The sequence below is a fragment of the Bradyrhizobium sp. USDA 4516 genome (assembly GCF_054055915.1).
Window position 1 is genome coordinate 3,699,314 of sequence record NZ_JBSRXT010000001.1, and the last position, 15,568, is coordinate 3,714,881.

At 66.1% G+C, this 15,568-nt stretch carries 13 protein-coding genes; 6 read left to right on the plus strand and 7 right to left on the minus strand.

The window, feature by feature from the left end; translation table 11 throughout:
* Window positions 1-121: 121 nt before the first annotated feature.
* Window positions 122-775: a S24 family peptidase gene (locus tag ACVI1L_RS17025; protein ID WP_016844853.1), complete on the minus strand. Its 654-nt coding sequence runs from the start codon at window positions 773-775 to the stop codon at window positions 122-124.
* Window positions 776-975: 200 nt separating this feature from the next.
* Between ACVI1L_RS17025 and ACVI1L_RS17030 the strand changes: the two genes are divergently transcribed.
* Both ACVI1L_RS17030 and ACVI1L_RS17035 read left to right on the plus strand, forming a co-directional pair.
* Window positions 976-1,320, plus strand: coding sequence for a DUF952 domain-containing protein (locus ACVI1L_RS17030; protein WP_199805200.1), 345 nt, complete (start codon window positions 976-978; stop codon window positions 1,318-1,320).
* Window positions 1,317-2,414: a quinone-dependent dihydroorotate dehydrogenase gene (locus ACVI1L_RS17035; RefSeq protein ID WP_168858458.1), complete on the plus strand. Its 1,098-nt coding sequence runs from the start codon at window positions 1,317-1,319 to the stop codon at window positions 2,412-2,414. Before ACVI1L_RS17030 ends, ACVI1L_RS17035 begins: the two co-directional genes overlap by 4 nt.
* A 218-nt stretch (window positions 2,415-2,632) precedes the next feature.
* Here ACVI1L_RS17035 and ACVI1L_RS17040 read toward each other — a convergent pair whose 3' ends face one another.
* The 5 genes from ACVI1L_RS17040 to ACVI1L_RS17060 all read right to left on the minus strand — a co-directional run bounded on the left by ACVI1L_RS17040 (window position 2,633) and on the right by ACVI1L_RS17060 (window position 8,035).
* Entirely contained in the window at window positions 2,633-3,958 is a 1,326-nt protein-coding gene (locus ACVI1L_RS17040; protein WP_456783341.1) for an MATE family efflux transporter, read from the minus strand.
* 114 nt (window positions 3,959-4,072) lie between these two features.
* Window positions 4,073-4,807 (minus strand): MBL fold metallo-hydrolase, encoded by a 735-nt coding sequence (locus tag ACVI1L_RS17045; RefSeq protein ID WP_456783342.1) that lies wholly within the window; start codon window positions 4,805-4,807, stop codon window positions 4,073-4,075.
* A 20-nt stretch (window positions 4,808-4,827) separates the two neighbouring features.
* A complete protein-coding gene (locus ACVI1L_RS17050; protein ID WP_028334595.1) occupies window positions 4,828-5,133 on the minus strand; it encodes a DUF6460 domain-containing protein in 306 nt (101 codons plus the stop codon).
* 194 nt (window positions 5,134-5,327) lie between these two features.
* The gene (locus ACVI1L_RS17055) at window positions 5,328-6,980 is read right to left on the minus strand and encodes a cisplatin damage response ATP-dependent DNA ligase (protein WP_456783343.1); all 1,653 of its coding nucleotides are present in this window, start codon (window positions 6,978-6,980) and stop codon (window positions 5,328-5,330) included.
* Window positions 6,977-8,035: a ligase-associated DNA damage response exonuclease gene (locus ACVI1L_RS17060; protein WP_456783344.1), complete on the minus strand. Its 1,059-nt coding sequence runs from the start codon at window positions 8,033-8,035 to the stop codon at window positions 6,977-6,979. The genes ACVI1L_RS17055 and ACVI1L_RS17060 overlap by 4 nt, the downstream gene beginning before the upstream one ends.
* A gap of 130 nt (window positions 8,036-8,165) precedes the next feature.
* On the opposite strand from ACVI1L_RS17060, the gene ACVI1L_RS17065 reads away from it, so the two are divergent.
* The 4 genes from ACVI1L_RS17065 (at window position 8,166) to pdeM (ending at window position 14,415) form a co-directional block, all read left to right on the plus strand.
* A complete protein-coding gene (locus tag ACVI1L_RS17065) occupies window positions 8,166-9,092 on the plus strand; it encodes a class I SAM-dependent DNA methyltransferase (protein ID WP_076832394.1) in 927 nt (308 codons plus the stop codon).
* Window positions 9,093-9,374: 282 nt separating this feature from the next.
* A complete protein-coding gene (locus ACVI1L_RS17070; RefSeq protein WP_076832391.1) occupies window positions 9,375-10,601 on the plus strand; it encodes an ABC transporter substrate-binding protein in 1,227 nt (408 codons plus the stop codon).
* 322 nt (window positions 10,602-10,923) lie between these two features.
* Window positions 10,924-13,680: a ligase-associated DNA damage response DEXH box helicase gene (locus ACVI1L_RS17075; protein WP_456785561.1), complete on the plus strand. Its 2,757-nt coding sequence runs from the start codon at window positions 10,924-10,926 to the stop codon at window positions 13,678-13,680.
* Between the two features lie 63 nt (window positions 13,681-13,743).
* Window positions 13,744-14,415 (plus strand): ligase-associated DNA damage response endonuclease PdeM, encoded by a 672-nt coding sequence (gene pdeM, locus ACVI1L_RS17080; RefSeq protein WP_076832388.1) that lies wholly within the window; start codon window positions 13,744-13,746, stop codon window positions 14,413-14,415.
* A gap of 199 nt (window positions 14,416-14,614) precedes the next feature.
* Here the strand turns inward: pdeM and ACVI1L_RS17085 are convergent, their stop codons facing one another.
* Window positions 14,615-15,478 (minus strand): LysR family transcriptional regulator, encoded by an 864-nt coding sequence (locus ACVI1L_RS17085; protein WP_076832845.1) that lies wholly within the window; start codon window positions 15,476-15,478, stop codon window positions 14,615-14,617.
* Window positions 15,479-15,568 lie beyond the last annotated feature (90 nt).

Sequence of the window (15,568 nt, forward strand, 5' to 3'; positions counted from 1 at the left end):
ATTACCACAGGGTTGGGTTGTTAGGGCAGGCTGTGGCCCCAGCGTGCGTAAGCGCAATCAGCGGTGGTTATGGGTCCCGGCCTACGCCGGGACGACGATGGTGGCGACTGAATCGCCGCGGCTACTGGCTCGCCCACACCACGCGTGCGATCCACGCGACTTCCTCGGCATCGAGCATGCGGTCGGGGTGCTCCGGATTGAGCGATGCGAGTTCGAGCATCTTGGCGGTGCGGCGTCTCAATTCTTTCACCATCACCTCGCCGCCGGTCGTGCGCACCACCACGCGGTCGCCGCGGCGGATCGCGGTCGCGGGTGACACCACGATGATGTCACCTTCGCGATAGGCCGGCTTCATCGAGTCGCCCTCGATCTCCAGCGCATAGGCGTGTTCGTCTGACGTCGCCGGTAGCGCCACTTCATCCCAGCCCTTGCCGGCGGGAAAGCCGCTGTCGTCGAAATAGCCGCCGGCTCCGGCCTGCGCGAAGCCGATCAGCGGCACCGACTGTCCGCCGCGCGCGCCATCGCCGAGCAACTGCACGAAGGTCTCCATGCTGGCATTGCTCGCGGCCAGCGCCTTGGAGAGCGATTCGGTCGAGGGCCAGCGCTCGCGCCCGTCGCCGGTCACGCGCTTGGATTTGTTGAAGGTGGTGGGGTCGAGTCCGGACTGCTTGGCAAGGCCCGACGGCGACAGGCCGGCGCGTTCCGCGAGCCGGTCGAGCGCGGCCCAGACCTGCGCGTGGGTCAGCGGTCGGGTGGCTTTGGGCTGTTTGGCCATCGAGGATATCCCGGATGGTAGGAATTATTGCCTGAAACTTGGCGTTTTCGCAAATCTGTCGGCCGATGTGTCCCGGCACCGCTTGAGTTGCGCCGCCGCCGCCGATACGGTCCCTCGCTCGCCAGATGGCGTCTGGGGCATTTCCCCTCAAATCCGGATAAAACCCCAAGAGACTCAAGGACAAAAGGGAAGGCCGGCCCGTGCCGATGATCTACAAAATCACCCCCGCTTCGGCCTGGCGCGAGGCTGAGCGGCAGGGCGTGTACCGGGGCAGTGCCGACGACAAACGCGACGGCTTCATCCATTTTTCCACCGCCTCCCAGGTGGCCGAGACCGCGCGCAAGCACTACCAGGGGCAAACTGGCCTGTTCCTGGTCGCGGTCGATGCCGATGCGCTGGGTGATGCCCTGCGCTGGGAGCGGTCGCGCAACGACGAGCTGTTCCCGCATCTCTATGGCGAGCTCGACCTCGGCGCGGTCATCGAGATCCTCGACCTGCGCGCGCGCTCCGACGGTGGCCACGACGTTCCGGAGCTCAAGCCGTGATCCGTGCCTTCGACGCCTTCTCGCTGCCGCTGCTGCGTTGGTTCGATCCCGAGGATGCCCATCGCATGGCGATCCAGGGCCTGAAGCTGCTGCCGCCGATCCGGCAGCGGCCGGATGATCCCAAGCTCGCGGTGCGCGCCTTCGGACTCAACTTTCCAAATCCGATCGGCATGGCGGCGGGCTTCGACAAGAGCGCGGAGGTGCCCGACGCGCTGCTGCGGCTCGGCTTCGGCTTTGTCGAGATCGGCTCGGTGACGCCGAAGCCGCAAGGCGGCAACCCGCGGCCGCGGCTGTTTCGCCTGGAGCGCGACGAGGCCGTCATCAACCGCATGGGCTTCAACAATGACGGCGCGGAGGTCGTGCTGCGGCGGCTCGCCGCGCGCGCCAGCGTCGGCGGCATCGTCGGGGTCAATGTCGGGGCCAACAAGGATTCGCCCGACCGCGCCGCCGATTATGTGAAGCTGATCGAGACGTTTGCGCCGGTCGCCAGCTATTTCACCGTCAATGTCTCCTCGCCGAACACGCCGGGCCTGCGCAATCTGCAGCAATCGGCGGCGCTCGACGATCTGCTGGCGCGGGTCATCGACACCCGCGAGCGCGTGCGCAAGAACGCCGGCGACTCGCCGGTCCTGCTCAAGATCGCGCCGGATCTGAGTCTGGCCGAGCTCGACGACGTCGTGCACATCGCCCGCTCGCGGCGCGTCGACGGCATGATCGTCGCCAACACCACGCTGGCGCGTCCCTCGACCTTGCGCGAGGAGAATCGCGCCAAGGAGCAGGGTGGCCTGTCGGGCCGTCCGCTGTTCCGGCTGTCGACGCGGATGGTGGCCGAGACCTATGTCCGTGTCGAAGGCGCGTTTCCGCTGATCGGCGTCGGCGGCATCGATAGCGGCGGCGCGGCACTGACCAAGATCCGCGCCGGGGCCAGCCTGATCCAGCTCTATTCCTCGCTGGTCTACAAGGGCCTCGGCCTCGTCGACGACATCAAGCGCGATCTGTCCTCGACCCTGCTGCGCACCGGCCGCGACTCGCTGTCGGAAATCGTCGGCGCCGATGCTGCGACGATTACGGCCGAGGACTGGCCGGTGAGGTAGGTACCCGTAGCCCGGATGAAGCGAAATCCGGCTGCGCCCTAACCTCCCCTTGAAAAGGGGAGGTCGCTTTGCTCGCCAGAGCAAAGCGGGTGGGGATCAGCTCTCTCCATGAGCTGCGTCGCCTGCGGCTGACCCCCATCCCGACCTTCCCCCTTTCAGGGGGAAGGGAAGAGAACTTCGTAGCCCGGATTGCGCTTCGCTGCATCCGGGTTACGGACTTACGCCGTCTTGAACGTCTTCCTGAGCAGCGCCGGATAGCGTAGGCCTTGCAAGCCGCCGCGTGCGACGTAGAAGCCGAGCAGCGCGATCCACAGGCCGGTGTTGCCGAACGAGCTGAGCGCCCACCAGGTGGCGAGGAAGATCGCGAGCGAGGCCAACATCAGATTGCGCATCTCGCGCGCCCAGGTCGCGCCGACATAGATGCCGTCGAAGCCGAACGCGAACACGCCAGGCAGGGGTGCCAGGATCACGAACGGCAGGAACGCGCGCGCATAGCGGCGCACGTCGTCGCTGGTCGTCATCAGATTGATCAGCGCCGGTCCGAACAGTGCGAACAGCACCGACACCACCAGCGCAAAGCCGATCCCCCACAGCAGCACCAGCCGGGTCGAATCGGAAAAGCCGCGTGCATCGCGTGCGCCGAAGGCGCGGCCGCAGAGCTGTTGTGCGGCATTGGCGAGGCCGTCGAGGAAGAAGGCGCTGACCAGCAGGAAATTGTTCAGCACCGAATTCGCCGCCAGCGTCACGTCGCCTTCGCGCGCGCCCTTGGCGGTGAAAAACAGGAACACGACGATCAGCGCCGCGGTGCGGACCATGATGTCGCGATTGACCGCCAGCATGCGCATCAGCTTGGCGCGGTCGAACAGCGTGGCCGCGGGCACCGCGAAGCCGCCTTGCGAGATCCGCCAGGCCACGACGATGCCGGCAGCGAAACCGGCGGTCTCGGCGAGCACGGCGGCGATCGCGGCACCGGCGATGCCGGTGCCGTAGACCTGCACCAGCAGCACGGTCGCGGCCATGTTGATCAAATTGATCACGATCTGCAGCGCCACCGCCAGATTGGCGCGGGCCTGGCCGACCAGCCAGCCGAGGATGACGTAATTGGCGAGCGCCAGCGGCGCCGACCAGATCCGGATCATGAAATAGGCTTTGGCCGCGCGCGTGACGCCTTCGCTGCCGCCCATCAGCTGGAACGTGACCGCGGCGAGCGGCACCTGCAGCGCGATCAGCGCCGCGCCGATCAGGCCGGCGACGATGAAGCCGCGCACCAGGATCGCGGCATATTCCTTGATCTCGCCGGCGCCCTGCGCCTGTGCGGTGAAGGCCAGCGTGCTCATGCGCAGGAAGGCGAACAGCCAGAACAGGCAGTCGAAGATCACCGAGGCCATCGCCACGCCGCCGAGCAGCGCGGCGTCGTCGAGGCGGCCGATCGCGGTGGTCGAGACGATGCCGATCAGCGGCGTGGTCAGGTTGGCGACCATCGCGGGGCCGGCGATGGCGAACACCTGGCGCGTCGTGATCTTGGGGTGGACGGGTGCGTGCATGGCTACAGTTGCAAGGAATATACGCTTCTATCGCGTCGACCGTCGTGCGGCCATGCTGGAATTGTTCTCAGAGCAATGCGATGGCGGAGGGGCAGCGGGCAAGGCATTGCATGCTCAGAGCGCCACGACCATGCCGTCGCTCGCCGCCGTGTAGGGCAAATCGTCGATGCGGCCGAGCATGTCGTCGCTCATATGGGTCAGCACCACGCGCCTGGCGTTGATGGCGGGCAAATGCGCTTCCAGCGTCTTCAGGCTGAGATGGTTCTTGACCATCTTGTCGTAGGTATAGGCTTCGGCGATGAAGAGGTCGGCGTCCTGCGCCGCCGGGATCAGCGCGTCGGTCCATTCGGTGTCGGCGCTGTAGCTGATGATGCGGCCTTCCGCCTCGACGCGGTACGCGAGGAACGGCCCGCCGGACTCGCCATGCACGACAGGGTAGGGCGTCACGGTTACCTCGCCGAAGCTGCGCGTTTCGCGCGGCGCCAGCGTAACGACGGATAGATCGAAGCGTTGTTTGGTTTTGGAGGAATGCTCGAACATCACCTCCATCACCGCAGGCAGTTTCGTTTCGATGCCTTCGGGCCCTGCGATCACCAGCGGCCGGGTGCGGCGGGAGAACTGCGCGTCGAGCAGGAAGAACGGCAGGCCGGCAAAATGGTCGCCATGGAAATGCGTGATCAGGATCAGGTCGATCGCGTCGCGGTCGATCTCGAGCCGCTTCATCGCCGGCAGCGATGAGGCACCGCAATCGATCAGGAAATTGCTGCGCGCACCCCTGACGTGGAAACAGGTGTTGAAGCGGCCGCCGGAGCCGAATGCATCGCCGCAGCCGACAAATCGCAATTGCATCGGCTGCGAACTCCCTGAGATCAGCGGCCGCGCGGCGCGCCGAACAGCCGCGACAACAGCCAGATCGGAATCACGATGACGGCGCCGAGCAGGAAGTAGCGCCAGGCCCAGTTGATCGCATCGAAGCCGAAATCCCAGATGCTCTGGAACAGCCTGCGGATGCTGTTGAGGATGTTCCATGGATCGAGGCCGATCGCGGCGAGCACGACACCGACCAGAATCGACAGCAAAATCAACCGGAACGCCACAGAGAGCGGCGATCCGCCGAGAAAGCGGTACAGGCCGTCACTCCGGCCGGCCGGCAAGTCCCGGATGTCGTTTGGCATTGCTGTCTCCAATAGCGTTTTCGCGCGAAGTGGGCACCGGTTCGCGTGAAGAAAGCGCGTCAAAACAAAACCTAAACCTCGATTCTGATCGCATCAGAACCGAGGTCTAACGGAATCGCCCGCATTATAGGTCACGGCGGTGCACATGGGAAACCCGCGCACCGCGATCAATGGCTGTCATGCGCGCTTGGGATTTAACTTCCTGTCATGGAGATTAACATCCGTTCAAGCGTCTCCAGCCGGTCGGCTTCGCGCGGCGGCTTGTCCCAGCGCAGGCGGCTGATCCGGGGGAAGCGCATTGCGACGCCGGACTTGTGACGCGGCGAGCGCTGCAAGCCCTCGAAGGCGACCTCCAACACCAGCCCCTGATCCGGCTCGTGCACGACATGCCGCACCGGGCCGAACTTCTCGGTGGTGTTGCGGCGGACGAAACGGTCGATCTGCAACAACTCCTCGTCGGTGAAGCCGAAATAGGCCTTGCCGACCGGCACCAGCTCGTCGCCATCATCGCCATGGGTCCAGACCCCGAACGTATAGTCGGAGTAATAGGAGGAGCGCTTGCCGTGGCCGCGCTGGGCATACATCAGCACGGCGTCGATGATGTGCGGATCGCGCTTCCACTTCCACCACGGGCCCTTCGGCCGTCCGGGCAGATAGGGCGCGTCGCGCCGCTTCAGCATCACGCCTTCGACCGCGTCGGCATCGTCGCCGGCGCCGGCGCTCTTGGGATCGGCGCGCGCCGCGGCCAGCTCGTCCCAGCTCGCGAACGGGACGGTCGGCGACAGATCGATGCGCGGATCATTCAGCTTGGCGACGAAGGCTTCGAGATGCGCGCGACGTTCGGTGAAGGGCAGCTCGCGCAAATCGCTCTCGTCGTCGCCGAGCAGGTCGTAGGCGCGCAGATGGATCGGAAATTCCTTGATCAGCTTCGGCGAAACGACTTTGCGGTTCAGTCGCTGCTGCAACACGTTGAAGGTCTGCACGCGGCCGTCGCGCAGCACCAGCAATTCGCCGTCGATCGCGCCGGGCAGATGCAGCGACGGCACCAGATCCGGAAAGCTGCCGGTGATATCCTCGCCGGTTCGCGAATAGAGCCGCGCCTGGACGTGCCCGCGCGCATCGCGGCCGGACACCGCCTGCACTCGGATGCCGTCCCATTTCCATTCCGCGCTGAAATCGGCGGCGTCGAGATTGGCGAAATCGCCATCCTCGATCGCGTGCGCCAGCATCACCGGGCGGAACGGCGCAGGGTCGCGGTTGACCGGTTTGTCTCCGCGGCCCTCGAGCCAGGCGAACAGGTCGAGATACGGCGGCGACAGGCCCGGCCACAGCAGCTCGATCTCGTGCGGGTCCTTGTCGCCGAGCGCCGCCGCCGCGGTCTTCGCCAGCCGCGCCGAGATCCCGATCCGCATCGCGCCGGTGACGAGCTTCAAGAGCGCCCAGCGCCCGGTCTCGTCGAGCTCGTCCAGCCAGCGCGCCAGCTGCGCCGGCAGCTCGGCCTTGCCGAGCGTGCGCAGCGTGATGACGACATCAGTCAGCGTCGGGGGAGGCGGGTTGTTGTGGCCCGGCAGCTCCGCCTTCGGCCACATCAGCGCGACCGTCTCCGAGAGGTCGCCGACGTAATCATAGGAGTAGCCGAACAGCACCGGGTCGGCGCGTTCGGTGATCAGGTCGCGGATCAGGCCGGGCTTGGCGTGCTTGAACGACAGCGCGCCGGTCAGCGCCGCCAGCGCGTAGCCGCGGTCGGGGTCCTCGGTCTCGCGGAAATAGGCGACCAGCAGCTTGATCTTGTTGTTGCGGCCGGGCTCGTAGGCGAGGCGGTCGAGCAGCTCGGCAAAACGGTTCATGTTTCCGCCTCGCCGGCGGGCTGGGCCTCGCCGGTCAGTGCGGCCGTCTCGCCTTCATCCTCGTCGCCATAGCCGACCAGATCGAGCGGCCGCGCGGCAAGGCCTTGGGTCTTGCACCAATGCACCAGCGCATCTTCCTGGCCGTGGGTGACCCAGATCTCGCCTGCACCAGTGGCGGCGATCGTCGCCGTCAGCCCGTCCCAATCGGCATGATCCGAGATCACCAGCGGCAGCTCGACGCCGCCTTGCCTGGCCCGGGCGCGCACGCGCATCCAGCCCGAGGCGAATGCGGTGACTGGATCGGGAAAGCGGCGCGTCCAGACATCGGATGTCGCGCTTGGCGGTGCCAGCGTGATGGTGCCGGCAAGCTCGGCCTTCTTCATGCCGCGCGCGGGCCGGAGCTCGCCGAGCCCAATGCCGCGCTCCTGATAGTAGTAGGTGATCTTCTCCATCGCGCCATGCAGATAGATCGGCGCGTCGTAGCCGGCCTCGCGCAGCAGCGCGATCACGCGCTGCGCTTTGCCGAGCGAATAGGCGCCGACCAGATGCGCGCGCTCCGGGAACAGTTTGACCGAGGCCAGCAGCTTGTTTACTTCGCCGGCGGCATCGCCATGGCGGAACACCGGCAATCCAAACGTCGCCTCCGATATGAAGACGTCGCAGGGCACCAGCTCGAACGGCGCGCAGGTCGGGTCGCGCGCATCCTTGTAGTCGCCGGAGGCGACGATGCGGGTGTCCTTGCAGGTCACCGATATCTGGGCGGAGCCCAGCACGTGGCCAGCGGGATGAAACGTCACCGCGACGTCGCCGAGCCTGATCTCCTCGCCATAGGCGATCGCCTGCGTCGAGCCGGCGAAATTCTCGCCATAGCGCAGCCGCATCATGTCGAGCGTTTCCTGGGTCGCGAGCACAGCGCCGTGGCCCGCCCGCGCATGGTCGGAATGGCCATGGGTGATCAGTGCCCGCTCGACCGGCCTGACAGGATCGATGTGGAAGCCGCCGGGCTTGCAGCAAAGCCCGGCCGGGACGGGCATCAGGATGTCTTGCGGGCGCATCGCCCCTATATAGGCGCTCGATCCGCGATGTTTAGCCGGATCCGCGGGCTTGACCCGTGCATCCATCTCCGGAAAAAGTCCGTGCTTTGATGGATGGCCGGACCCGGCCGAGATTGGTTCCTTAAAGCGAATGGCCCCCCGCCTGTTTCTGTCCTCCGGCGATCTCGTCGCCGACCGCCGCTACGAGTTCGCGCGCGACCTGCAATTGAAGGGCGATCTGCCGGCTGCCGCCGAGCTGCTCGAACAGGCAATCGAGCTTGTGCCGAAATTCCCGTCGGCCTGGTACACGCTGGGCAAGATCCGCCTGGAGCTCGGTCAGCGCGAGGCCGCGATCGCAGCGTTCCGCGGCGCGCGCGACGCCGATCCCGAAGACCGGCATGGCGCCGGCCTTCGCCTGATGCAGCTCGGCGTCGAGGCCGTCAGCGCGATGCCGCCGGGCTATGTGCAGACGCTGTTCGATCAATATGCGCCGCGCTTCGAGGCCGCGCTGGTCGGCGATCTCGGCTATCGCGGCCCGGCACTGCTGTTCAAGGCGGTGCTGTCGGTGCGTGCGGGCGCAAAGAAGCCGGCCTTCTTCAAGCGTGCGATCGATCTCGGCTGCGGCACCGGGCTGGCGGCCGGCGCATTCGCCCGGCATGTCGATCGCTTCATCGGCATCGACCTGTCGCCGCGCATGATCGACAAGGCGCGCGCCACCGGCCTCTATGCCGAGCTCGAGGTCGACGACATGTTGAAGGCCATTTCGGCCAGGCGCGAGGCCAGCGCCGAATTGATCCTGGCCGCGGATGCAATGGTCTATGTCGCCGATCTCGCGCCGGTGCTCGCCGAGGCCAGCCGTGTGCTGGTGGCAGGCGGCGTGCTCGCCTTCACGGCCGAGACCCATGACGGCGAAGGCGTCATCATCGGCGAGGGACTGCGCTACGCCCACAGTGCAGCTTACGTGCGCGACTCCGTCGCTGCCGCGGGGCTGACGCTGGCCCAGCTCGACGATCTCTCGGCGCGCAATGAAGACAATATCCCGGCACCCGGACTCGTCGCCGTGGCTGTGAAGCCGTGACGCTTTTCACCCTCTCCCCCTGTGGGAGAGGGTCGCTTCGCGCAGCGAAGCGGGGTGAGGGGTCTCTCTCCGCGGATAGAGATCCCTCATCCGGCTCGCATCTTCGATGCGAGCCACCTTCTCCCACAAGGGGAGAAGGGAAGAGAGCACCGCCTCGCACTCAAACTTGAGTCTACACGCTACGCATTTGCCGTGACGCGGCATTGCGCCGCAAAGCTGTGACTTCGCGCTTGCCCGGCGCAGGGCGGAATGCGAGAGCTTTTCGTCTCAGGGAGAGAAATAATGAAAAAACATACACGGCGCGAGTTCGGCGCCACCGCATTGTCTGTGATCGCCGCGTCCGTGCTGCCCGCGCCTTTTGTGCGGGCCGCCGACAAGAAGTACGATCCGGGTGCGAGCGACACCGAGATCAAGCTCGGCCAGACCGTGCCGCATTCCGGCCCCGGCTCGCTCTATGGTGTGCTGGGCCGCGTCGGCGAAGCCTATTTCCAGATGCTGAACGACAAGGGCGGCATCAACGGCCGCAAGGTGAAATTCCTCACCATGGACGACGCCTACAGCGCGCCGAAATGCGTCGAGGCGACGCGCCGTCTGGTCGAACAGGAGGAGGTGCTGGCGCTCTATGGCTCGCTCGGCACCGCGCCGCAGACCTCCGTGCATAAATACCTCAATTCCAAGGGCGTTCCCCAACTGCTGTTGAACACCGGCGCCTCGAAGTGGAACGATCCGAAGAATTTCAAATGGACCATGGCGGGCCTGCCGCTCTATCCGACCGAGGCACGCGTTCTCGCCAAGCACGTCGTCAGCGTGAAGCCGAACGCCAAGGTCGGCATCCTCTACCAGAACGATGATTTCGGCCGCGACTTCCTCGGGCCGTTCAAGAAGGTGCTGGCCGATGCCGGCGGCAAGGCACAGGTGATCATGGAGCAGACCTATGATCTCACCGATCCGACGGTCGATTCGCAGCTCATCAATCTCTCGAAGTCGGGCGCCGACGTCTTCTACAACATCACCACCGGCAAGGCGACGTCGCAGTCGATCCGCAAGGTGACCGAGCTCGGCTGGAAGCCGCTGCAATTGCTGTCGGCGGGCTCGACCGGTCGCTCGATCCTGAGCGCCGCGGGCCTCGAGAACGCCAAGGACATCGTCGCGATCCGCTATAACAAGGAAGTCGGCGTGCCGCGCTACGAGAAGGATCCGGACGTGATCGCGTTCGAGGAGCTGCGCAAGAAGTACCTGCCGAACATCGACCCCGACAACACCATCGCCTTCGCCGGCTACGGCCAGGCGGCGACGATGGGCGAAATCCTGCGCCGCTGCGGCGACGATCTGACCCGCGCCAACGTGCTGAAGCACGCCACCACGCTCGCCGGTTTCCACTCGCCCTATTTCCTCGACGGCATCAATTACAGCTACACGCCCGACGACTACACGCCGATGAAGACGCTCTATGTCTCGATCTTCAACGGCAAGGATTGGGACCTCTCCGGCCAGCCGATGACGGAGTAGTTGGGTAAGCCTCGCTCTCTCGTCCCCCTCGCCCCGCTCTTGCGGGGAGAGGGCGGGGTGAGGGGCTTCCTCCGCGAGGCGGTGCGAGTTGTAAGACCTGTACCCCCTCACCCGGATCGCATCTGGCGATGCGACATAGCCGAAGCTTCGCTTCGGCGTTTCTTTGAACGGCCGCCAAGGGCGGCCTATGCCTCTCCCCGCAGGCGGGGCGAGGTGACATCCAGGCGCTTCGCAGCGCACGGAGCGCGCTGGTAGTCCTGCCACCTGCCGCCATTTCCGCTCCGCCCTCGACGAAGCCGCCTGAACAACCTACCTCTTGGGCGTGTCGACGCTCGATCTCTTTTCCGTTCCGCCGTCGGAAACGGCCGATCTCCTGCCGCGCCGGTTTCGCGACTGGTTTGCCTCACGCGGCTGGTCGCCGCGCGAGCATCAGCTCGCGCTGCTGGCGAAAGCGCGCGAGCAGCGCTCCGCGCTGCTGATCGCGCCCACGGGAGCGGGCAAGACGCTGGCGGGGTTCTTGCCGACACTGGTGGAGTTGAGTGGAGAGGGGCAGGGCAAGAACTCTTACCTCCCCCTGAAAGGGGGAGGTCGGCACGCTCGGGGGCGCACTAGCGCAACCGAGCGCGACGGGTGGGGGTCAGCCGCGGGCACGGAGCGAGCGGCTGACCCCCACCCCAACCCTCCCCCTTTCAGGGGGAGGGAGCCCGACGATCTCGCAAGCGACGAAATTGAATCGAAGACGGTTCGCCCAGCCCTTATCTCCACCGGCCGCGGTGTTCGCCGCAGCGGCGGGCTGCACACGCTCTACATCTCGCCGCTGAAAGCGCTTGCGGTCGATATCGCGCGCAATCTGGAGACGCCGGTCGCCGAGATGGGGCTGCCGATCAGGATCGAGACCCGCACCGGCGACACGCCGGTGTCGCGGCGGCAGCGGCAGCGGCGCTATCCGCCGGACATCCTGCTCACCACGCCGGAGCAGCTGGCGCTGCTGCTGGCGTCCGACGACGCGCCGTTCCTGTTCTCTTCGCTGAAGCGCATCGTGCTCGACGAACTGCATGCGCTCGTCACCTCCAAGCGCGGCGATCTGCTGTCGCTCGGACTTGCGCGGCTCTGGACCATCGCGCCGCAGACACGCGCTATTGGCCTCTCGGCGACGGTCGCCGAGCCGGAGCAGCTCGCGCGCTTCCTGGTGCCGCAGCCCGGTGGCCAGAATGCATCCGCCGACGTCGTCACCGCCAGCGGCGCCGCACCGCCGGTGGTCGAGATGCTCGACACCAGAGAACGGTTGCCGTGGTCCGGCCACAGCGCGCGCCACGCGCTGCCCGAGGTCTACGAGCTGATCAAGCGCAACAAAACCACGCTGGTGTTCGTCAACACCCGCAGCCAGGCCGAGATGCTGTTCCAGGATCTCTGGCGCATGAATGACGATGGGCTGGCGATCGCGCTGCATCACGGCTCGCTCGACGTCGCGCAGCGCCGCAAGGTCGAGGACGCGATGGCCGCCGGAAAGCTGCGCGGCGTGGTCTGCACCTCCTCGCTCGATCTCGGCGTCGATTGGGGCGATGTCGACCTCGTCATCAATATCGGCGCGCCGAAAGGCTCCTCGCGGCTGATGCAGCGGATCGGCCGCGCCAACCACCGCTTCGACGAGGCCTCCCGCGCAGTGCTGGTGCCGGCCAACCGCTTCGAGGTGCTGGAATGCCGTGTCGCGATCGACGCCATCGCCGAGAATGCGCAGGACACGCCGCCGCTGCGCTCGGGCGCGCTCGACGTGCTGGCCCAGCACGTGCTCGGCTGCGCCTGCGGCAAGCCGTTTCTGTCCGATGAACTCTATGATGAGGTCCGGACCGCAGCGCCCTATGCATCGCTCGCACGCACCGATTTCGACGATGTCGTCGATTTCGTCGCCACCGGCGGCTACGCACTGAAGACCTATGAGCGTTTCGCGCGCATCAAGCAGGACAAGCAGGGCCGCTGGCGCGTCACCAATCCCAAGGTGCGGCAGAGCTATCGTCTCAACGTCGGCACCATTGTCGAGGAGACCATGCTGAAGGTGCGGCTGGTGCGCTCGCGCGCCGGCGGTAGCGGATCGACCGGCGCGATCGCGCGCGGCGGCCGGATGCTCGGCGAGATCGAGGAGGTCTTCATCGAGGGCCTCGTGCCCGGCGACACTTTTGTCTTTGGCGGTGAGGTGGTGCGCTACGAGGCCTTGGTTGAAGACCAGGTCTATGTCTCCCGCACCAATGATAAAGATGCAAAAGTGCCGTCCTATATGGGCGGCAAGTTCCCGCTCTCGACCTATCTTGCCGAACGCGTCCGCAAGCTGCTGGACAACAGCCGCGCCTGGAACGGATTGCCGGATCAGGTGCACGACTGGCTGTCGCTGCAGCGAAAATTCTCGCGTGTGCCGGCGGTGCGCGAGCTCTTGGTCGAGACCTTTCCGCGCGGCGGCAGCCATTATCTGGTCTGCTATCCCTTCGAGGGCCGGCTCGCGCATCAGACGCTCGGCATGCTGCTGACCCGCCGGCTGGAGCGCGCCCGCGCCCGTCCGCTCGGCTTCGTCGCCAACGAGTATGCGCTTGCGGTCTGGGGTGTCGGCGATCTCTCCTTCATGATCCGGCACGGCAAGCTCGATCTCAACGCGCTGTTCGATCCCGACATGCTCGGCGATGACCTCGAGGCGTGGCTTGCGGAATCGGCGCTGATGAAGCGCACCTTCCGCAACTGCGCCATCATCTCCGGCCTGATCGCGCGACGCTTCACCGACGAGGAGAAGTCGCGCCGCCAGGTGCTGTTCTCGACCGACCTGATCTACGACGTGCTGCGCAAGCACCAGGCCGATCATGTGCTGCTGCGCGCCGCGCGCGGCGATGCCGCCACGGGATTGCTCGATCTTCGCCGTCTCAGCGACATGCTTTCGCGCATCCACGGCCGAATCACCCACAAGGACCTCGACCACGTTTCTCCGCTTGCCGTCCCCGCGCTGCTGGAAATCGGCCGCGAGTCAGTTTATGGCGAAGCATCCGACGAGCTCCTGGCCGAGGCAGCCGAGGAACTCGTGCGGGAGGCGACGACGTAACGCTGCTACTCTGGGGAACAGGACGTGACGGCAAGCGCGCTAGCTTTGCGAGACGGTGACGACATGCGCGTTTCGAGGGTCACGGTGGCGGATGTCGGCTTCGTGGCGGATTTCTCCGGCGCGCTGTTCTGGGAAGCGCAGCGCCTGCTCGTGGTCTCCGACCTGCATCTGGAAAAAGGCTCGAGCTTCGCCAGCCGCGGCGTGCTGCTGCCGCCCTACGACACGGTCGCGACACTGAGCCGGCTCGCTGCTGTCATCGCGCGGCACGATCCGCGGCAGGTGATCGCGCTCGGCGACAGCTTTCACGATCGCGATGCGCATGAACGCCTGTCGAATCCGGACCGCGAGGCGCTCGCGGCGTTGCAGCTGCGGCGCAACTGGATCTGGATCTCGGGCAATCACGATCCGGCGCTGCCGTCCGATCTCGGCGGCGTGGTCGCGACCGAAGTCGCGATCGGTCCGATCGTGTTCCGCCATGAGCCGACCGGCGCCGCCGGCGAGATCGCCGGACACCTGCACCCCAAGGCGCGGGTGCCGACCCGCGGCCGCTCGATCGAGCGCCGCTGCTTCGCCTGTGACGGCGAGCGCGCGGTGATGCCGGCGTTCGGCGCCTACACCGGCGGCTTGAGCATCCGCGACGCCGCGTTCACACGGATTTTCGGATCGCCCGGCTTCATGGCCCATGTGCTCGGCGACAACCGCGTCCACGCGTTCGTGGCGTCGCGGTGTTATTAGCGATCGCCGACCAGCTTATTCCAAGCTGCCATCATTCTCGGTGTCGTCCCGGGCAAGCGAAGCGCGACCCGGGACCCATAACCACCGATCGTCGTTGTTGTGCGACGATTGGGCCACAGCTTGCTTCAGCAACACAGCCCTGTGGTTATGGGTCCCTGATTTCGCAGGGACGACAGCAGAGATTGTTGCGCGACCTCGCCTAAGCCGCCTTCGCCTGCACGCTCTCGCAATACTCCGCGAGCCGATCCGCCAGCCGCAATGTCGCCGGGCTGGCCTCGGGGGCGGCGACGAGGGCGACCTCGGTGCGGTCGATCGGCGCAAAGCCGTCCTTTGCGGTCAGCACGCGATGCTCGGGCTGGATCGACATCTCAGACAAAATGCTGAGCCCGAGGCCCGCGGCGACCGCGGCCTGGATGCCGGCGAGGCTGGAGGAGGTGTAGGCCATGTGCCAGTTGCGGCCGGCGCTCTCCAGCGCATGGATGGCGCGGGCGCGGTAGAGACAGCCCGAGGCGAAACCGATCAGCGGAACCGAGCCGGCCGTCGTATCGCGCGGGTGGCCCTTGCTGGTGACCCAGTGCACCCGTTCAGGCCAGACCGCGATGCCGCCCTTCTCATTGGCGGCGCGCTTGATCAGCGCCAGATCGAGATCGCCGCGTTCGAGATCGCGGTACAGGAACAGGCTCTGCCCGGAGCGCACATCGAGCCGCAGATTCGGATGGCTGCGCGCGAAGGTGGCGAGCAGCTTTGTCAGCCGGTAGGCGGCAAAATCCTCGGTGATGCCGATCCGGATCGCGCCTTCGCTGCCGGGGCGCGAGAGCACGTCACGGGCCTCTTCGGCGAGCGACAATAGCCGCCGCGCATAGGTCAACAGCCGCTCGCCGGCTTCCGTCGGGGTGACGTCCTTGCCGCTGCGGATCAACAGCGGCTGGCCGACATCCTCCTCCAGGCGCTTGATCTGCTGGCTCACCGTCGACTGCGTGCGGTGGACGCGCTCTCCGGCGCGGGTGAAGCCGCCGGCATCGACCACCGAGACGAAACTGCGCAACAGCTCCAGGTCGAGCATCGCAGTCTCCATTTATAAATCCACTGCATGCCAGTTTATCATTTAATTTCCAAATATGAAGGCGCGGGCCTAGATCATGGCCGAAGGAGA

What these genes read in the sequence shown, in the direction of transcription:
- ACVI1L_RS17065 (WP_076832394.1), top strand. Translation starts at nt 8,166, where the DNA reads ATGGCCCCCCGCCTGTTTCTGTCCTCCGGCGATCTCGTCGCCGACCGC.
- ACVI1L_RS17085 (WP_076832845.1), bottom strand. Translation starts at nt 15,478, where the DNA reads ATGCTCGACCTGGAGCTGTTGCGCAGTTTCGTCTCGGTGGTCGATGCC.
- ACVI1L_RS17040 (WP_456783341.1), bottom strand. Translation starts at nt 3,958, where the DNA reads ATGCACGCACCCGTCCACCCCAAGATCACGACGCGCCAGGTGTTCGCC.
- ACVI1L_RS17045 (WP_456783342.1), bottom strand. Translation starts at nt 4,807, where the DNA reads ATGCAATTGCGATTTGTCGGCTGCGGCGATGCATTCGGCTCCGGCGGC.
- ACVI1L_RS17050 (WP_028334595.1), bottom strand. Translation starts at nt 5,133, where the DNA reads ATGCCAAACGACATCCGGGACTTGCCGGCCGGCCGGAGTGACGGCCTG.
- ACVI1L_RS17060 (WP_456783344.1), bottom strand. Translation starts at nt 8,035, where the DNA reads ATGCGCCCGCAAGACATCCTGATGCCCGTCCCGGCCGGGCTTTGCTGC.
- ACVI1L_RS17025 (WP_016844853.1), bottom strand. Translation starts at nt 775, where the DNA reads ATGGCCAAACAGCCCAAAGCCACCCGACCGCTGACCCACGCGCAGGTC.
- ACVI1L_RS17055 (WP_456783343.1), bottom strand. Translation starts at nt 6,980, where the DNA reads ATGAACCGTTTTGCCGAGCTGCTCGACCGCCTCGCCTACGAGCCCGGC.
- ACVI1L_RS17070 (WP_076832391.1), top strand. Translation starts at nt 9,375, where the DNA reads ATGAAAAAACATACACGGCGCGAGTTCGGCGCCACCGCATTGTCTGTG.
- pdeM (WP_076832388.1), top strand. Translation starts at nt 13,744, where the DNA reads ATGCGCGTTTCGAGGGTCACGGTGGCGGATGTCGGCTTCGTGGCGGAT.